17 protein-coding genes are annotated in these 18334 nt (G+C 41.4%); 6 read left to right on the forward strand and 11 right to left on the reverse strand.

Features of this window, described 5'->3' with window-relative positions; translation table 11 throughout:
• Positions 1-5: 5 nt before the first annotated feature.
• The 4 genes from ACPEH5_RS12460 to yceD are packed head-to-tail and all read right to left on the reverse strand — an operon-like array spanning position 6 to position 2726.
• On the reverse strand, positions 6-956 hold the full coding sequence (locus ACPEH5_RS12460) for a beta-ketoacyl-ACP synthase III (protein WP_042844304.1): 951 nt from the start codon (positions 954-956) through the stop codon (positions 6-8).
• 9 nt (positions 957-965) lie between these two features.
• A complete protein-coding gene (plsX, locus tag ACPEH5_RS12465) occupies positions 966-2006 on the reverse strand; it encodes a phosphate acyltransferase PlsX (protein WP_071548163.1) in 1041 nt (346 codons plus the stop codon).
• Between the two features lie 12 nt (positions 2007-2018).
• Complete coding sequence (gene rpmF, locus ACPEH5_RS12470) at positions 2019-2189, reverse strand: 50S ribosomal protein L32 (protein ID WP_006660802.1); 171 nt, start codon at positions 2187-2189, stop codon at positions 2019-2021.
• A 12-nt stretch (positions 2190-2201) separates the two neighbouring features.
• A complete protein-coding gene (gene yceD / locus ACPEH5_RS12475; protein WP_048607428.1) occupies positions 2202-2726 on the reverse strand; it encodes a 23S rRNA accumulation protein YceD in 525 nt (174 codons plus the stop codon).
• 143 nt (positions 2727-2869) lie between these two features.
• Between yceD and ACPEH5_RS12480 the strand changes: the two genes are divergently transcribed.
• Complete coding sequence (locus tag ACPEH5_RS12480; protein WP_129466068.1) at positions 2870-3454, forward strand: Maf family protein; 585 nt, start codon at positions 2870-2872, stop codon at positions 3452-3454.
• A gap of 55 nt (positions 3455-3509) precedes the next feature.
• Here the strand turns inward: ACPEH5_RS12480 and rluC are convergent, their stop codons facing one another.
• Complete coding sequence (gene rluC, locus ACPEH5_RS12485; RefSeq protein WP_129466069.1) at positions 3510-4469, reverse strand: 23S rRNA pseudouridine(955/2504/2580) synthase RluC; 960 nt, start codon at positions 4467-4469, stop codon at positions 3510-3512.
• Positions 4470-5009: 540 nt separating this feature from the next.
• Between rluC and rne the strand changes: the two genes are divergently transcribed.
• Both rne and ACPEH5_RS12495 read left to right on the forward strand, forming a co-directional pair.
• Positions 5010-8279 carry a ribonuclease E gene (gene rne / locus ACPEH5_RS12490; RefSeq protein WP_423727040.1) on the forward strand — a complete coding sequence of 1090 codons (3270 nt, stop codon included), beginning with the start codon at positions 5010-5012 and terminating at the stop codon, positions 8277-8279.
• Between the two features lie 202 nt (positions 8280-8481).
• Entirely contained in the window at positions 8482-8853 is a 372-nt protein-coding gene (locus ACPEH5_RS12495; RefSeq protein WP_308809631.1) for a colicin-like pore-forming protein, read from the forward strand.
• A 179-nt stretch (positions 8854-9032) separates the two neighbouring features.
• Here ACPEH5_RS12495 and ACPEH5_RS12500 read toward each other — a convergent pair whose 3' ends face one another.
• Positions 9033-9206, reverse strand: coding sequence for a hypothetical protein (locus tag ACPEH5_RS12500; protein ID WP_165568285.1), 174 nt, complete (start codon positions 9204-9206; stop codon positions 9033-9035).
• A 178-nt stretch (positions 9207-9384) separates the two neighbouring features.
• Here ACPEH5_RS12500 and ACPEH5_RS12505 point away from each other — a divergent pair, with 178 nt between their 5' ends.
• Complete coding sequence (locus ACPEH5_RS12505; protein WP_042843432.1) at positions 9385-9675, forward strand: putative quinol monooxygenase; 291 nt, start codon at positions 9385-9387, stop codon at positions 9673-9675.
• A 371-nt stretch (positions 9676-10046) separates the two neighbouring features.
• Here ACPEH5_RS12505 and ACPEH5_RS12510 read toward each other — a convergent pair whose 3' ends face one another.
• The 3 genes from ACPEH5_RS12510 to ACPEH5_RS12520 are packed head-to-tail and all read right to left on the reverse strand — an operon-like array spanning position 10047 to position 13746.
• The gene (locus ACPEH5_RS12510; RefSeq protein ID WP_071548167.1) at positions 10047-10862 is read right to left on the reverse strand and encodes a dimethyl sulfoxide reductase anchor subunit family protein; all 816 of its coding nucleotides are present in this window, start codon (positions 10860-10862) and stop codon (positions 10047-10049) included.
• Between the two features lie 2 nt (positions 10863-10864).
• Positions 10865-11413, reverse strand: coding sequence for a 4Fe-4S dicluster domain-containing protein (locus ACPEH5_RS12515; RefSeq protein ID WP_173424793.1), 549 nt, complete (start codon positions 11411-11413; stop codon positions 10865-10867).
• Between the two features lie 2 nt (positions 11414-11415).
• Positions 11416-13746, reverse strand: coding sequence for a molybdopterin-containing oxidoreductase family protein (locus ACPEH5_RS12520; RefSeq protein ID WP_281110788.1), 2331 nt, complete (start codon positions 13744-13746; stop codon positions 11416-11418).
• A 207-nt stretch (positions 13747-13953) separates the two neighbouring features.
• On the opposite strand from ACPEH5_RS12520, the gene ACPEH5_RS12525 reads away from it, so the two are divergent.
• Positions 13954-14646 (forward strand): helix-turn-helix domain-containing protein, encoded by a 693-nt coding sequence (locus ACPEH5_RS12525; RefSeq protein ID WP_042843428.1) that lies wholly within the window; start codon positions 13954-13956, stop codon positions 14644-14646.
• A gap of 138 nt (positions 14647-14784) precedes the next feature.
• Here ACPEH5_RS12525 and tmaR read toward each other — a convergent pair whose 3' ends face one another.
• Positions 14785-15117, reverse strand: coding sequence for a PTS system regulator TmaR (gene tmaR, locus ACPEH5_RS12530; RefSeq protein ID WP_042843427.1), 333 nt, complete (start codon positions 15115-15117; stop codon positions 14785-14787).
• A 123-nt stretch (positions 15118-15240) separates the two neighbouring features.
• Positions 15241-16524, reverse strand: coding sequence for an MFS transporter (locus tag ACPEH5_RS12535; RefSeq protein WP_042843426.1), 1284 nt, complete (start codon positions 16522-16524; stop codon positions 15241-15243).
• Between the two features lie 333 nt (positions 16525-16857).
• Here ACPEH5_RS12535 and sbcB point away from each other — a divergent pair, with 333 nt between their 5' ends.
• Entirely contained in the window at positions 16858-18285 is a 1428-nt protein-coding gene (gene sbcB / locus ACPEH5_RS12540) for an exodeoxyribonuclease I (protein ID WP_048607441.1), read from the forward strand.
• The last annotated feature ends 49 nt before the right edge of the window (positions 18286-18334 follow it).

Here is an 18334-nt window from a genome sequence, read left to right on the forward strand (position 1 = left end):
GTTAATTAAAAACGAACTAATGCAGAGCCCCAAGTGAAACCACCACCAAAGGCCTCTAAAAGCACCAGTTGACCACGTTGAATACGGCCATCTCGAACCGCTTCATCCAAAGCGGTTGGAACTGATGCTGCAGAAGTATTACCATGACGGTCAAGGGTGACAACAACTTTATCCATTGTCATATCTAACTTTTTAGCCGTCGCAGATATAATTCTTAAATTTGCTTGATGTGGCACTAACCAATCAAGTTCTTCTTTTGCAATACCACTTTCAGTCAATGTTTCATCAACAATATGGGCTAATTCGCGCACTGCAACTTTAAATACTTCATTACCCGTCATCGTTAAATACGCTGGGTCTTCAGAACAGCGACTGCGGTTAGGCAATGTTAATAAATCACCATAACGACCATCCGCATGCAGATGAGTAGAAATAATACCCGGCTCTTCAGATGCACCAATAACTACAGCCCCTGCTGCATCACCAAATAAAATAATAGTACCACGGTCTTCAGGGTCTAATGTTTTTGATAATGCATCAGCGCCAATCACCAAGGCTTTCTTCGTCATACCTGTTTTGACAAACTGATCCGCAATGCTGATTGCATAAGTAAAACCAGCACAAGCTGCGGCGACATCAAAAGCAGCGCAATCATTAATACCTAACAGTTGCTGTATTTGGCAAGCTGCGCTTGGAAAGGCATGCGTCGCTGATGTTGTTGCAACAATAATCAAGCCTATTTCAGCCGCCTCAATTTGAGCCATTTCTAGCGCATTTTTTGCAGCATGTAACCCCATCACTGAGACACTTTCGTCTTCGTTTGCAATTCTTCTTTCGTGTATTCCAGTGCGTGTCACAATCCACTCATCAGAAGTATCAACCATTTTCTCCAGATCAGCATTGGTGCGCACTTGCGCTGGCAAGTAGCTGCCTGTTCCTAAGATTTTACTGTACATAGCCATAGGTTATTGATCACTCCTGGGTAAAACAATATTTAGTCGCGCTGTTATTCTTTCTGGGACTTGCTTTTCAACAGCTTGTACTGCGCGGTCAATTGCGGCTTTAAAAGCGCCTTCATTCGCTGCACCATGACTCTTGATGACAATACCTTTTAATCCTAACAGAGTCGCACCATTATACTGGTCGGGGTTCATATCCCCAAAACGCTTCATTAAACGTTTTTTTAGCCATTTTTTCGCCAGTTGCATCAACCAACTGCGTTTTTTATTTTGATCACTTGATGATTTTATCAATGAAAGGATCACTCGGATGACACCTTCCATTGTTTTTAAAGAGACGTTACCTGCGAAGCCGTCACATACTAATACATCAGTTTTGCCTGTCAGTAATTCATTACCTTCTACATAACCAATATAGTTAATTGACGTTGTTTCTTTTAACACGGAGGCGGCTTCGCGGATATTATCTAGCCCCTTGCTCTCTTCTTCGCCAATATTGAGCAAAGCGACTCTAGGTTTAGAAATATTGACCACTTCTTCGGCCATAACTGAACCCATTACAGCAAATTGCACTAACATATCACTACTACAATTGACATTAGCGCCTAAATCAAGCACAACCGTTTGGCTTTTTTGCTGATTAGGTAAGATGGTCATTAACGCAGGACGTTCAATGCCGTCTATCGACTTTAACATCAATTTAGCTAACCCCATCAGTGCACCGGTATTGCCTGCACTCACGCACGCTTGTGCCTGCCCAGTTTTTACCAACTCCAAAGCCACTCGCATTGACGTCCCCTTACTTTGTCTTATGGCATTCGATGGCTTAGCATCATTTGCGATAACACCGTCCGCAGGGATTATTTCGACACGCGAAAGTTGCTCTGCACGGCATTGTGCAAGCAAAGGTTGAATGGCATCGGGTTGACCGACTAGCAGTAATTTTAGCGCTGGATTAGATGCCAGTGCCTGCAATGCAGCAGGCACCGTGACGCGGGGACCAACATCCCCGCCCATAGCATCTAACGCAATGGTTAGATTAGCCAAGGTAACAACAAATTACTTGCTGATAACCTTACGGCCACGGTAGTAACCATCTGCAGTCACGTGGTGACGCAGGTGAGTTTCACCGGAAGTTTTATCTACAGAAACTAGGGTAGCAGTCAGTGCATCATGTGAACGACGCATACCGCGTTTTGAACGAGTTGGTTTATTCTGTTGTACGGCCATTGACCTTACTCCTTAAGTACTTTTCTTTAAACTGGCTAATACGGCAAATGGGTTTGGTTTTTCTGCCTCAGGAGGCAGTTCACCAAAGACCATATCCGCTTCGGACACTTCACAGTGTTCAGAATCATGAACCGGAACCACTGGTAAGGAAAGAATTATTTCATCTTCTATCATTCCCAGCAAATCTATTTCACCAAATTCATCAATTTGAATTGGCTCGTAGAGCTCCGGTAATGCTTCGGCCTTTTCGTCATTGACGACAGGACTAAAACAATACGATACGTAGACATGATGCTTGAAATCAGTTCTGCAACGTTGACATTTTAAGGTGACATCCACTTGGGATTTCCCCTCAATGACAGTCAAACGCTGATTATCAATTTTAAATGATAATTCGGTTTCTACATCACTATCTACACTGACTACTGATTCGGCAATACGTGTAACTTGCTCAGGTGTATAACTCCCGACATAGTCGAGGTTTTTCTGAGCTGCACGCTGCGCATCGATAGTCAGGGGTAATTTTACCTTTTGCATAAGGCGCGCATATTAACTTTGTAATGAGCTATAGTCAAAGAAAAAGGCGGGGTAAACTCGCCTTTTCACCAAAAAATCGCAGGTTTTGCGTTTTATAGTTTAAAATGAGTTAACCCTTTTGGCTACGAGTTTCGAGAAAAATCATGAAATCGATTATTTTGGCGTCAACTTCAGAGTTCCGACAAACCTTGCTAAAAAAATTAGGATTACCTTTTTTAGCGGTTCCACCTAACATTGATGAATCGCCTATTTTACATGAGTCGGCTCAAGAACTGGTCATGCGGTTAGCCCATGCAAAAGCCGCCGCTTTAGCGAACCAATACCCACAACACCTCATCATTGGTTCCGACCAAGTCTGTGTCATTGATGGAAAAATAGTTGGCAAACCTCATAGCTTTGATAACGCCTTCAAACAATTACAAGCCGCATCAGGAAATAAAATTACCTTTTATACCGGTTTATGTTTACTTGATACTGAAATAGGTAAGTTTGATGTGCAATGTGAATTGTTCGATGTCTATTTTCGCCAACTAACGGATGACGAAATCACTCATTATTTGCATAAAGAAGAACCTTTCCAGTGTGCTGGTAGTTTTAAATCTGAAGGATTGGGCATTGCTTTGTTTGAACGGCTCGAAGGAAGAGACCCTAATACATTAATCGGGTTACCTATCATATTGTTATTAGAAATGTTGAGAAAGTGCGGTGTTAACCCCCTAAGCGATTAACTAAATAGAGCATGGCGCAGTGACAGGGGTTCACTCTCTGTCACTGCCAAAACTATTAAATTGCTGTTTTACGGTTACGCAACACTTTTAAGCAACGGGTTAACCCTGTATCCATAGGTGCCTGTAAGCGCATTTCTTCCCCTGTATTTGGGTGTGTGAATTTCAGCGCACTGGCGTGCAGAAATAAACGGTTTAAACCTGTATCCGCCAATTGGCTATCAAATTGCCTGTCACCATAGCGGTCATCAAATGCAATGGGATGCCCCGCGTATAAAGTATGTACACGGATTTGGTGAGTACGCCCTGTCACTGGGCTAGCCTTAATTAAGGTTGCATTTTCAAAGCGCTCTTCAACTTTGAAACGCGTTTCTGAAGGCTTACCTTCACTGTTAACTTTTACTACTCGCTCACCACTTTGGAGGATATTTTTTAGTAGCGGCGCTTGAACGACCTTAGTATGCGACTGCCAATTTCCTCGAACTAGCGCTAAATAATCTTTTTGCATTTGCTTTAAGCGCAATTGTTCGTGTAATGCCCTAAGGGCTGAGCGTTTTTTGGCCACCAATAAAATACCTGATGTATCCCTATCAAGGCGATGAACTAACTCAAGAAAACGAGCTTCTGGGCGTAGCGCTCTAAGCCCTTCAATCACCCCAAAACTGAGCCCACTTCCGCCATGTACCGCCGTTCCAGAAGGTTTGTTCAGCACTAAGATATAATCATCTTCAAATAAAATACAGTCAGCAAGCGCTGCCACTTTCCCTAATTTAGCTGATACTGGCGCTGTTTCACGCTCAGCAACCCTAACTGGCGGTACGCGAACTTGGTCCCCTTCCAGCAATTTATATTCTGGTTTTATCCGCCCTTTGTTAACACGCACTTCCCCTTTACGGATAATGCGATAAATCATACTTTTTGGCACACCTTTGAGTTTGGTGAGCAAAAAATTGTCGATGCGTTGCCCAGCTTCGTCATCGCTGATCTCAATAAATTGAACTTGGTTTTGTATATTCATTCGGGAATGCGTTAACTCTAATTGATTAAAATATGCTCTTATTCGCTCTCTCTATCATACCGACTCCACAAAATTTTTTATCTTTTTTTTTAATTTGTCTATTTTCTGCCTGATTTATCCTATTTCTAAATAAAATTTCCATATAACTTCCGTATCGACTTGCTATAATGTCTATGGCAATGGAATAATACGAAGTCGCCGAAATGTTTAAAAAACGAAAATTGGCGTTATATAGGATTTCTTATTTGATGACGTAACAATGCAGCAATGGCGTAAGACATTTAGCAACATCAAATAAATTAGCGAGCAACGAATTTTAGCTTATTGGGTTAGGAACTTCCGTTTTCAATAACATACGGCATCCTGATTAAGAACGCTGAATTTTTAATCTAAAAATCAGGTTCACCGAATACTGCGCGTCTCTATACGAACGACTGCCGCGAGGCAGACGGTTTTGTAAAAATCACGAGGCCATCGGTTTACAGTAGCTCATTCTTTCGCTGCTCTTTATTTAAAGAAAATAATTGAGTAAGTAATAACATGAAAAGAATGCTAATAAACGCAACTCAACAGGAAGAGTTGCGTGTTGCCCTTGTTGACGGGCAACGTCTTTATGATCTGGATATCGAAAGTCCAGGTCATGAGCAAAAAAAGGCCAATATTTACAAAGGTAAAATCACCCGCATTGAACCCAGTCTTGAAGCCGCATTTGTTGACTACGGCGCTGAAAGGCACGGTTTCCTTCCTATCAAAGAAATCGCTCGTGAATACTTCCCAAGCAACTATCACTCTCAGGGCCGTCCTAACATTAAAGATGTGTTAAAGGAAGGCCAAGAAGTTATTGTCCAAGTTGATAAAGAAGAACGAGGCAATAAAGGTGCAGCACTAACGACCTTTATTAGTTTGGCTGGGAGCTATTTAGTTTTAATGCCAAATAACCCTCGCGCAGGGGGGATTTCCCGTCGTATTGAAGGTGAAGACCGTACAGAACTTAAAGAAGCTTTGTCTTCTTTAGAAATTCCAGATGGTATGGGGTTAATTGTCCGTACAGCAGGTGTAGGCAAATCAGCAGAATCACTGCAACAAGATTTACTTTATCGCTTACGCCATTGGGATGCTATCCAAAAAGCGGCTGAAAACCGCCCTGCACCGTTCCTTATTCATCAAGAAAGTAACGTTATTGTTCGTGCGTTCCGTGATTATCTACGCCCTGACATTGGTGAAATTCTTATTGATAACCCGAAAGTGGTCGAAATGGCTCGTAACCATATTGAAGCTATCGGTCGCGGTGATTTCGCCAGCAAAATTAAACACTATAGTGGTGATGTTCCTTTATTTAGCCATTATCAAATCGAGTCGCAAATTGAGTCTGCATTCCAACGTGAAGTTCGTTTGCCTTCAGGTGGCGCATTAGTCATCGATACGACTGAAGCATTAACCGCTATCGATATCAACTCCTCACGGTCAACCCGTGGCGGTGATATCGAAGAAACTGCATTCAATACCAACTTAGAAGCGGCTGATGAGATTGCTCGCCAGCTACGTCTACGTGACTTGGGCGGTTTGATTGTCATTGACTTTATCGATATGACACCGGTTCGCCATCAGCGTGAAGTTGAAAATCGTCTACGTGAAGCCGTACGACAAGACCGTGCGCGCATTCAAATTGCACGTATTTCTCGTTTCGGTTTACTGGAGATGTCACGTCAACGTTTGAGCCCTTCTCTTGGTGAGTCAAGCCATCACGTCTGCCCTCGTTGCATGGGGACAGGGACAATTCGTGATAACGAGTCACTATCGTTGTCTGTGCTTCGTCTTATTGAAGAAGAAGCCTTAAAAGAGAATACCCATGAAGTACACGCGATTGTGCCAGTCCAAATCGCGTCTTATCTACTAAACGAAAAACGCAAAGCAGTCAGTGATATTGAACAACGCCAAAGCCATGTGCGTGTGGTGATTGTCCCTAATGACCAAATGCAAACGCCTCACTTCCATGTGATCCGTATTCGTAAAGGCGAAGAAGTTAACACTCTAAGCTACAATTTAGCGCAATATCATGAGACAGAAACGTTAAATCAAATTGATGAAACGACTGCAGAGCGTAAACTTCCTGAGCAACCAGCGATTTCGGCTTTTGCCCTGCAAGAACCTGTCGACATGCCTGCGGTGAAACCTAAAGAAACCGTTTCAAAAACCCCAGCAAAACCCGTGACAACAGAGCAGGCAACGCCAGGCTTATTCAGTAAAATTGCGGCCTTCTTCAAGAAGCTATTTGGTGAGGAAGAAGTAAAGGTGGTTGAGAAACCAGCACCGAAACCTCGCAATAATAATGACCGCCGCCGTAATAACGATCGTCGTCGTAACAATGATCGCCGTAATAATAACCGTCGTGACCGCGATGATAATGAAAATCGCGAAACTCGCGACAATCGCAATAATCGTAATGCGACTGCGGATGAAACCAACAATCGTAATAAAGGCCGTAATAATAAAAATACGAGCCAACAAGATGAGCAAACAACTGATAGCAACAATCGCGATAATCAGCAACAACGTCGTGAGCAACGTGCAGAGCGTCGTCGCCGTCAGGACGAAAAACGTCAGCAGCAAGCTGCAAAAGCACAACAAGATGCTCAACAAGATAACGTCGAAAATGTTGCGGAGAAAGAGGAACAACAACGCCCTGTTACACCTCGTCGCCAACGTCGCCAGTTATCACAGAAAATCCGTGTTACCGATAACGACCAAGTTGAAACATCACAGGAAGTGGTGGCTACGCAACCTCTTGCCGCATTGCCTGTCGTTGTAACGCCTGTCAATCAGTCTGAAGGTGAAGTTAAAACAGAAGACCTGCAAGGCGTAAACACTCATGCAGATGACGAAGAAAAGCAAGACACCATCATTCCTCGTCGTTCACGTCGTTCGCCACGCCACTTACGCGTAAGTGGGCAACGTCGTCGTCGCTACCGTGATGAGCGTCATTTGAATAAGTCGCCAATGCCATTAATCGCTGCGGTTGCCTCACCTGAACTAGCATCAGGTAAAGTATTTATTCATTATCCTATCGCCCAACCACAACAAGAAGGTATGGCGATCATTACTAATGAAGAAATGCTGGAACAACAAAGTGTTGATGAAGCCTCTTCGGCTGAAAAAACAAAAGTGACAGCGTCACAATCAGAGGTTATTGTTCCTGCTGTAACGGCTACCGCTGTTGAGGTTGCTCAGGTAGAAGTATCAGAAACGGTTGCATCCCCTGTTGTGGAAGCTGAAGTTAAAGCCCCTATCGATGAACAACCAGTAGAAGCAGTACCTGCTGAGATTGAGGCCGTTGAAGTGACTCAATCTGAAAACACACTAACTGAAACTACAGCAATCGTCGAGAAAGCGCCTGAAACAACAGAGCAAGTGATTGAGTCTCCTGTTGAATCTGTTGTTAAGTCAGAAACAACTGAGCTCGTTGTAGAAGAAGCTTCCGCTCAAACTGAAGCTGTTGATGAAACTGTGACTAAATTCGTTGAAGAAACATCAACGTCTGAGGTTATCGTTGAGACAGCAAAAGAGCCCGTAATAGTTAAAGAGGTTGAACCCGTTAAGGTCACCGAATCAACTGTTGTCGCTGTAAGCTTACATAAACGCCATGCGTATTCACCAATGACTAAAGCGCCTGCCCCTGAAACCTCGGGTGCGCCATTTGAAATTAAAGAATACCTACGCGATGCCTCAACCTTTGAAGGTAAAGGTGGCGCAGGTGGCCATGTTGCTTCAAACGTCGCAACCTCTGAAATGGCAAAACCTGCTGATTTCTAAGAACTAGCTAGCTGTAAACATAAAAGCCTTGATAGGAAACTATCAAGGCTTTTCTTATTTACAGCTGATTTTTATAAAGAAGTTTTTAATACTTACGGTGAAAATGCAGAGAAATTGGCTAAAGCTATGGAAGACAAGCTAAAGGAAAAAAGACCGTGATGTTGAGGATGCATTAAAAGCTTATAATAAGTATATCAATAATATCAGTAGGAAAATTGATGCAAAAGATCGCAAAGCCATTACAGCAGCATTAAAGTCAGTTAAAGCTGAAGATATTGCAAAAAATTTCAAAAAATCTAGTAAGGGTATGTTATACAAAAGCCGAGCAATTGACTTTATTGATTGGTCAAATGAATTAATAAAAGCAATCGACACTAATAATTGGAGACCTTTTTTTGTTAAAACAGAAACAATAGCGGCTGGAATGACAGCTACAGCTCTTGCTGGATTCGCTTTTAATGCATTGCTTGGCGGGCCTATTGGTATACTAGGATATGGCTTAATTATTGCAGGGACAGGCGCATTAATTGATGATAGTTTAGTCGAAGAAGCAAATAATTTGATTGGTATTTAGCCATAAAATAGATGCTATTTACTTCGCTGACAATCTTGTTATAAATAGAGTTATAATAAAAACCAACGTAATTGGAATAGATAATAAAAATACGACACCACCATATATGGCTAATCCTCCAGCCTTACCCGCTGTGTCCATAAATAAGCCTCTATTCCAAAATTCTCTAGTGGTAAACATTAGAAAAAGCTTTCAACTGCCCATTTTGCAAATGGGAAAATGATAATACCAACAACACTAATAAATAACATCAGTGACTTATATTTGAGTTCACTACCCAAATAAGAATATAAAAACAAATCCCCCATAAACCAGCCCCAACACATATTTTGAATATAATATTTTTTATTCATTAACCATTTCCTTACTTTACTTTGGAGTATGATGGCAAATCCCATATGAGAATAAGAACTCATATTAACTCTAGTTATTAGTATATATTGATATCTTAAAGTCACTGATTCATCAGCACTTAATAATTACTTTGTGTTAATGTGTGATTACCTATCATTCATTACAAAGGATGGCATTATGTTGAAAGTCATTGCAGAAGATTTTATCCAAAACGAAGCGATTGAGATTGTTATGCCGCTATACCGTGAATTGGTCGCTGCGACCAAACAAGAACCATTGTGTATCAGCTATGACCTTTATGTTGACCAAAAAGATCCTGGGCACTTTATTTTTATCGAGGAGTGGCCGAACCAAGAAGCGCTAGATATTCACTGTGCCAGCGAACATTTCAAACGTCTCGTTCCCCTAATCAACAGCTATAAACGTTCTGATCCTATTATCATACTGATGAATGGTGCCTTTGAATAAGTGCATGAGCTAAACATACCCCAGCATATGGCGAGAACCCATGCACAACACTACAGGCCGAATTCTAATATCGACAAAACCTAGATAATCCTCTATATAGTTCAACTTGTCCCTAGGCGGCAAACTAAACGAGGCCCTAAGAGCATACATCAGTATGTGATTAGGGCGAGCGTGTGAAGCCAACAACGCTACATCCCTAAATAAAGTACAAGTAGAATACCTAAATAAATTTCAAGTAAATTAATCCTCTATATAGTTCAACTTGTAGCTAGGCGGCAAACTAAACGAGGCCCTAGGAGCATACATCAGTATGTGACTAGGGCGAGTGTGTGAAGCCAACAACGCTACAAGGTGAAATATGACGAGGATTTTTAGAACCAAGGTGCTTGGATCATCACCGAACCATAGAACAGCGCACGGCCGGCCAATTCTCCGCTAAAAATCGCCAACATCACCAAAACCATTACCATAACCGATGGTCGTTCCTTATATGCTTTCATTGCCACAATACATGGCAATAGCATACTCATTACAACTTGCCACCACAGTAAATAGCTTCCTCCTTGGCTAGCGGGTAATTGCAAGCGAATGATTTGCGCAGCTAATACCAACATAACACCTATCAGCACCCCTACTTTGATAATGGATAGTAATGGTTTCCCTTGTCCAATAACGAATAAGGCAACTAGACTAAAACCAAGGACAATCGCACTACCAATGAACGCGATTTGCGTCGCTGGCGTGTGCCATAATGGATGCGCAACCATTTGATAATACACTTGTGCAGTTACAAAAATAGCCGCAATACCACCAAGAGCGCTTAACCAGCCAAGTAACTGATTTCGCACATTCACTTGGGGTGATACCCAACACGAGAGTGCCCATAACGTGACAAGACCATTTAATAAAATAAATGTCACCGCTTCACGGCTCAACCATGAATGGCTTAACCCAAGTATGGAGCGATACGCTTCTAGTGGTACTCCTAAATGCCCCATTGACATAGAAGAGCCGATCACCTCGATTAACCAAATCGCTAATACTGCTCTGCGTAGCACTCCGCCTGATAAAATATTTTCCTTGCTAGCATTCATTTGATAAATAGTTAATGCAAGAATAGCGCCAATTCCCCACTGGCTCATTACCGTAAAAAATACCAGAGGAAGTTCCATATATTTAATATCCATGATTAATCCTCCATACCAATAATCACAATATTTGGATTGCTGATAGTGTGGTCTGGCATATTGTAACGTTGTTCTAACAGCGTCCAATTTGTTGTGTGTTTTTTACGTAGTTCTGTAATTTCACCGAATTCGATAGCCCCTGTTGGACAAGATTCCACACACCTTGGTAATAACCCTTCATCTAACCGTTCCGCACACATATTACATTTGCTGGTTTTACCTTCTACTGGGTCAAATACAGGCGCGTGATATGGGCATGCCATAATACACATCTGGCAACCTATGCACTTTTCATGGTCTTGGACGACTATGCCATCTGCTCGTTTTGTATAGGTATCCGCAGGGCAAACCTTTAAGCATTGAGGGTCATCGCAGTGATTACAAGACATCGTAATAAATGCTTGGGTATTTGGAGCATCACTATTAAACTCACGAACTCGGCGCCAAAGTACTCCTGGTGGTGTCACATTTTCCGACTTACACGCCATTGAACAAGTACGGCAACCGTAACAATCTTTAGTATTGATTAAAAAACCATATTGTTTAGCCATGACTAAGCCTCCCTTCTCACATCAACCAACGTACTATTGCAGCAATGCCCGGTTCCTAAATGTTCCACTTGGTCATTCGTGACATGACTACTACTTCCCCCTTGCTGCTCCCACCAGCCATTATCGAGAGAAATAACCCCTTTTTTAATATGAGTAGTCACTACCGCGATAGCGCGATGCTCGCCTCGGTCATTGAATGTAATTGCCCATTCACCATTCTTAATACCTCGTTGTTTTGCATCTTCTGGGTGGATTAACACATTAGGCTGGTTGCGCTGAACCTCAAGTATCCATTCATTCATGCCATGGCTTGAGTGTACACTCCGCGCCAACTTACGTTGCACCGCCATTAAAGGATATTTTTTAGCTAACTCAGGGGAACCTTTCACCGATTCAGTCACTTGGTAGTAAGCAACGACAGGTGAGAAATTTTTCTTTTGCCAATCTTCAATAAACAAATGTGCTTTCTTGGTTGATGTTCTAAAAACACCATCTTTGAACGGTATCCAATCCCCTTCAACAGGCCGTACAGGCCCTTTTTCCAGCATCTGACGAGTGATCCCAGAACCAGCTAAACAAGCATCGATATAATGTTCAATCGGTTGATTAAATACCTCACCAAAACCAAATCGTTCTGCTAAGCGGGCAAAAATCCAATAATCAGGTTTTGCTTCCCCAGCTGGTTCAACGGCTTTTTCCATTAATTGTACATATTGGCTGCGAACTCCGGCCATTAGGCTGGTATCTTCGAAGATTGTAGTGACGGGTAATACAAGGTCTGCATACAGTGCCGTGGAGCTCATTAGATTATCCGCTACCACAACAAATGGGACTTTCTTCAATGCTTCTCGAACCTTATTCGTGTTAGGTAATTGCGTCATTACCCCCATGGTCATAATCCACCAAAAATTAATCGGATGAGGTTTATCATTCACAATATAGTCGCCGACTTTAGCAACAGGAATAGGGGTAATTTTTTTGGCATTCGGTGCAGGTGGCACTATCGGGCTAAAATTCGCCATTTGCCGAGCACCACCCGCATCACAAACACCTGCCCCGCGCTTACCTATATTCCCTGTCAGTAGTGCAAGATAAAACTGGCTAGCAGCCACATAAGCCCCATGTTCTGTGCGCTGAGCACCGGACATATTTTGTACAATCATTGAAGGTGTAATCGATGAATAATCACGAGAAAGGCGTACGATAGTTTCAACGGGAACATCGGTTTCTTCACTAACACGTTTGACATCCCAACCTTTTGCCTGCTGGTAAATTTGCTCAAAGACCGTGGTGTAACCCAGGTTATCCGGTAATTCATTTTGGAATAATGCGGGTTTGATATTCGGTGTGTCATGGCGAGCCAATTGCCCACTTAACAGGTCAAACACTAAGTAACTGTCTTTATCGTTATTATCTTGCCTAACTTGCTGTTGTTTATCATCAACTAAGTACACGGCTCCAGTATGAGCCCTGAGAAAATCCTCATCGATACGGTTTTCTTCAATGATAATTTTGATCATCCCCAAAGCAAGTGCGGTGTCAGTACCCGGTATAATCGGTATCCACTCATCTGCTTTTGCTGCGGTTTCATTAAAACGAGGGTCAATCACCACCAGCCGAGCTCCATTTTTTCGGGCTTGGTTATAGTTTTTAAAATAGGCTTGCATCGTCACTGCTGGGTTATTCCCCCAACACAAAATATAACGACTATCCGCGATGGTATCCCGCGTATCGGCATAACGTAGCCCTAGCATCGGTATCATCGCAGCAGTGACTGCCGAGCAACATAAAGAGCCCGCTTGCTTTGTTGAGCCACCTAAATAATCAAAAAACGCTTTACCCATATCATTTTTAATAGAATCCATATTTCCGGCATGGGTCGATATGAATAGCCCTTCATTTCCATATTTGGTAATCGTTTCTCTGATATTTTTTTCGATAAGGTCGAGAGCTTCATCCCAACTTATTGGTTTGAACTCAGCTTTCCCTTTTTCACCGACCCTTAATAGTGGTGTTGTTATGCGTTGGTCATGATAAACCCATTTAGTCCTGCTCATTCCTCTTAAACAACATTTAACATTAAACCCTTCAGTTGCTTGTATTTTCATCAACTTACCTTGGTATGTATACGCTGTAAGGTTGCAGTGCAAACATTCCATAGCACAAGTTGATCGAAAGGTTTTGTAGTCAGATAGTTTTAATCTCACCCTAGGTAAAGGTTGATTATTATTCGCCTCAGCGAAAGAACAAGGAGCTATGGTAGCTAAACCAACCACGCCGAGCCCTTTTAATAGAGTTCGGCGTTTTATTCGTAATTCATTTATTGTTTTCATTATAGTAAACCTCGACATTGCTTTTTAAAGTTCACTATATATATACCTCATTCACAAATGGTGAACTTGAGTAATATCAAATACACTCATTATTTATGAGTAAAAATTAACTACTTCTTTAGTATTAGTATTCTATGCGTGATGGTTGTTAGCGGCTTAGGGCAACTCATGGTAAAATATGAGGACTTGTTAAACTGAGGTTTATCTATGTATTCTCTGCAAGGTGTTAATTCTGTTGATATAGCGGTGAGCATTTTAAATTATATTGCTCAAAATGGGGGCATTGCGCGCGCAGCTGATATATCAAAAGGCTGTGACATATCGAAAAGCCGTTTACATAAATACTTGGTTTCATTGTGTCGCACACAAATGTTATATCAAGACACACAAACAAGCCGGTATGGCTTAGGGCGTAACTTAACTTTTTTAGCTAATTTTGTTAAACCTGAGAGTTCTTATCTAGAAACCATCAATAAAAGCTTGATTCAATTTCGTGATGAGCAAAACGTTTCGACTGGTGTCGCCACACGTTTAGGAAAAGCACTCTCATTAGTGACGTACAACCGTAGCTTTAAAAATGTTGAGATTGATTTTTTACCCAACACCCCATTACCGATAGAAAAAAGCGCGGCAGGGCTGATTTACTCTGCGTTCGATAACCAATTTCAATCAAATTATTACTCCCCGCAAGAGTTGGAAAAAATCATCAAGCAAGGCTATGCCGTGCGCTATCAACCAACAGAGGGGATCCCTGGGGCGCAATCAATCGCATGCCCTGTCTTTAATAGTGAAGGTCAGTTGATTGCAGCTGCGGTAACGATGGGTTTTATCGATAAAAATGAAATGGAGCGATTAGCTCAAGAATTGATTAAACAAGTTAATACTTTGATTTTACAGTAGTTCAACGATAAATACTTGGGGCTACTTAGTTTTTGACTCGCCCCCATGCTAAAGTGACCATACTGTAACATATTATTTATATTCAATATGTTACTTTGATAAGCCGAGGTTGCCTCGGCTTATCACTTATAATATCACTTACTTAACATCAATCCTCGGTAACTCCCCCATCTCTTTTAGCTTTTTAGAGATTTCACGGCGTTCTTTGGAGAGCTCTGCATTTTTGATGATATAATCATCAACACGGTCATCATAGTCGCTACGCATATTTGCAATAATTGCTTGGATCTCTTCAATTGACATCCCAGGCTTAATATATTCGCTTAAGTTATCCAGTAACAAAACTCGTTTCTGGTTATCACGAATTTTTTTCTCATTGTCAGTAATTTCACGACGGATCTTGTTTTTACGACGAAACATACGCACAAATTCCAGTACATTTTGGAAAGACGGCTTGCTAGCGTTGTCCATGTTTAAAACCCTCTAGTCAATATTTAAAACCTATTATCTATTAACACAATACATTCTAATCCTACCGCGTTACAAGTACGTTTCGCATATTTATCTAATTATTCGTTCGAAAAGTACCTTGATTTATACTTTTAGCACTAAATTTTCTTCATCGCTTTTATCTTGGGCGTTTAATTGTTGCGCATTATCTATGGGTTGATCGCCAATATCGTCACTTCTAAGACAAAAAGCAGACAATATCGTTGTCACCACCACAAAAGCCCCCATCACAAGATAAGTATCCGCAAAGCCAATTTTGTCATAGCCCCATCCTGCTAATGGCGATAAAATGCTTGCAACAATCGAAGTTACACAACTGAACCCAACTAAATACAATGTTGATGATAAACGTTTATCAAAATGGCGGCTGTTATATTTAAAAATAGCGATTAACAAGATGGGAAGCTCAACCGCATGTAATAGCTTCATTGCTGATATCATGATTGGTCCGTCAACTAAGCCAGAACCTATGATCCGCAAAGCCATCACTGAACTCGCAAATAACAAGCCATTTTTAGCACCAATACGGTTAACAATAAACGGCGCTAAAAACATCCCCCCAGCCTCTAGGAAAACTTGCAACGAATTTAGATAACCGTACATCTCATTGCCAAATTGCTCATCTGGAAATTGATGGGCAAAATACACCATAAATTGCTGGTCATAAACACTATAAATACAGGTCCCCAAGACAAACAGTATCAATGCCCAAAAACGGGGTAAAGCCAATAATTGCAATGCGTCACCTACCGTTATTGCTGAAGGTTTCCCATGTTCAAGGCTATTATATGCATCCGCATTAGCTGTCTTTAAATTAAGTAATATGGCTAAAAATATTAACCCAGAAATGGTCGCCATAATGAAATTATAGTCAGGGTCAATATTAATATTACGCCCCGCAAAAAAGGTCGCAGCAGCCCACCCTAAAGACCCCCACATTCTTGCCTTACCGTATTCAAAATTTCGTAAGCGCCCCACTCTTTCAGTGTATGACTCAAGAACGCCGATCCCTGCATGGAATGTCATCCCAATAAATAGCCCGCCAAGAATACTACCAAGCACTAGGTTCCATTTTAATAACGACCCAAAAACCATAAAAAATGGCCCAGAAGCGATTAATAATATAGCAATAAATAATAGTAAGTTTTTCCGTAGCCCTAGTTTGTCCTGTATAAAACCGTATAAAGGTTGAGCGCAGAGAGCGACAAGCGAGATACAAGAAAAAATAAACCCCGTATCTGACCCCTCTAAGCCCACATATTTACGTAGCCATATTGCAACCACCGAAAATGTAGATGACCATGTAAAAAAGAAAAAAAACAATAATGCACTCAAAGAGGCATAATACTTTTTTGAGCCACTATTCATATTTAATCACCTATCAATAATTTTTATTGCCGCAATGTTAAGGTTAACATTTTCATGAAACTACAAAAAACCTTGCCATTTGTGATGTTACTCACTTTTGTTAACGTTAACAATAAATATTCGTGACTAAACTCACAATAAAAATAGAATGAAGTTCGAGTACTAAATAGCATTATCCCATTGTGGCATGACCTCATTGTCCCACACTAAATCAGGCGGTCTGAGTTTAGCTTTCACAGCAGATAAGGTATCATTAACTCACAAAGCATAGTGAATACCAACAAAATCATCACTATCAGAACCAACTTATAACCCATCAAAACGGTGAAAACGTTGCAAGATAATAAAAAACAGCCCACTTTTTTTATTCATGACTATGAAACCTTTGGTAAACGGCCTGCATTAGATAGGCCGGCCCAATTTGCGGGTGTTCGTACCGATTTAGAGTTTAATATCATTGAAGAACCTGAGGTTTTCTATTGTGCACCTGCTGATGACTATCTGCCACAACCAGAAGCCGTCATGATCACAGGTATCACGCCACAACTTGCATTATCCGAAGGGGTTAATGAAGCTGAATTTGCTAAGCGTATCCACCATGCTTTCAGTGTGCCGAATACCTGTATTATGGGCTATAACAATATTCGTTTCGATGATGAAGTGACTCGTAATATTTTCTACCGTAATTTTTATGACCCATACGCTTATAGTTGGCAGCAAGGAAACTCTCGCTGGGACTTACTTGATGCCTTGCGAGCTTGCTTTGCACTTCGCCCTGAAGGAATTGAATGGCCAGAAAATGAAGATGGCCTACCAAGCATGCGCTTGGAGCACCTAACCAAAGCCAATGGGGTTGCCCATGAAAATGCTCACGATGCGATGTCTGATGTACTGGCTACAATCAATATGGCCAAGTTATTGAAAGCCGCTCAGCCTCGGATGTTTGATTATTTTTATCAGATGAGAAACAAAAACAAAATAAGCCAACTAATCGATATTGTTGATATTGCCCCGCTTGTTCATGTTTCTGGAATGTTCGGTGCATTACGCTCTTATATAAGCCTAGTTGCTCCTCTCGCATGGCACCCAGACAACCGCAATGCCGTGATTATGTGTGACTTATCTGCGGATATCTCCCCATTACTCGAATTAGATGTGCAGCAATTACGTACCCGCCTGTATACGCCTAAGGCCGAACTTGCGGGAGCGTCTCCTGTCCCAGTCAAACTTGTGCATATTAATAAGTGCCCAATATTAGCACCAGAAAAAACGCTTCGACCCAATGATGCACTACGCACAGGGATAGACCGTGACCTCTGCATGCGTAATTTAGAAACCCTGCGTAAAAACCCTGATATTCGTAATAAACTAATAGAGCTATTTAGTGAGCCACAAATCTATGACGAAGTCACTGATGTCGATGCACAAATATATAATGGTTTCTTTAGCCCGTCGGACAGGTCAACCATGGATATTATTCGTGAAACACCTCCACAAAAATTACCTGCTTTAGATTTAAGTTTTCAAGATAAGCGAATGAAGGAATTATTTTTTCGTTATAAAGCACGTAATTTCCCAACGACCTTATCCTATGATGAGCAACAACGCTGGTTACAACATCGCAGAGATTACTTTAGTGAAGCACGCTTAACAGAATATATGCAACAAATACAGATGTTACTTGCTGAACATCAGCACGATGAAAAGCGTTGCCAGCAATTAAAAGCACTGGTGAATTATGCAATGGAGTTGGCTAGCTAAACTGTAAAAAAATGGGCAAAATCGTTGCCCATTTTTATTTTAGATTAAT

The organism is Providencia sp. NPDC089933, assembly GCF_049545585.1.
GTDB lineage: Bacteria > Pseudomonadota > Gammaproteobacteria > Enterobacterales > Enterobacteriaceae > Providencia > Providencia huashanensis.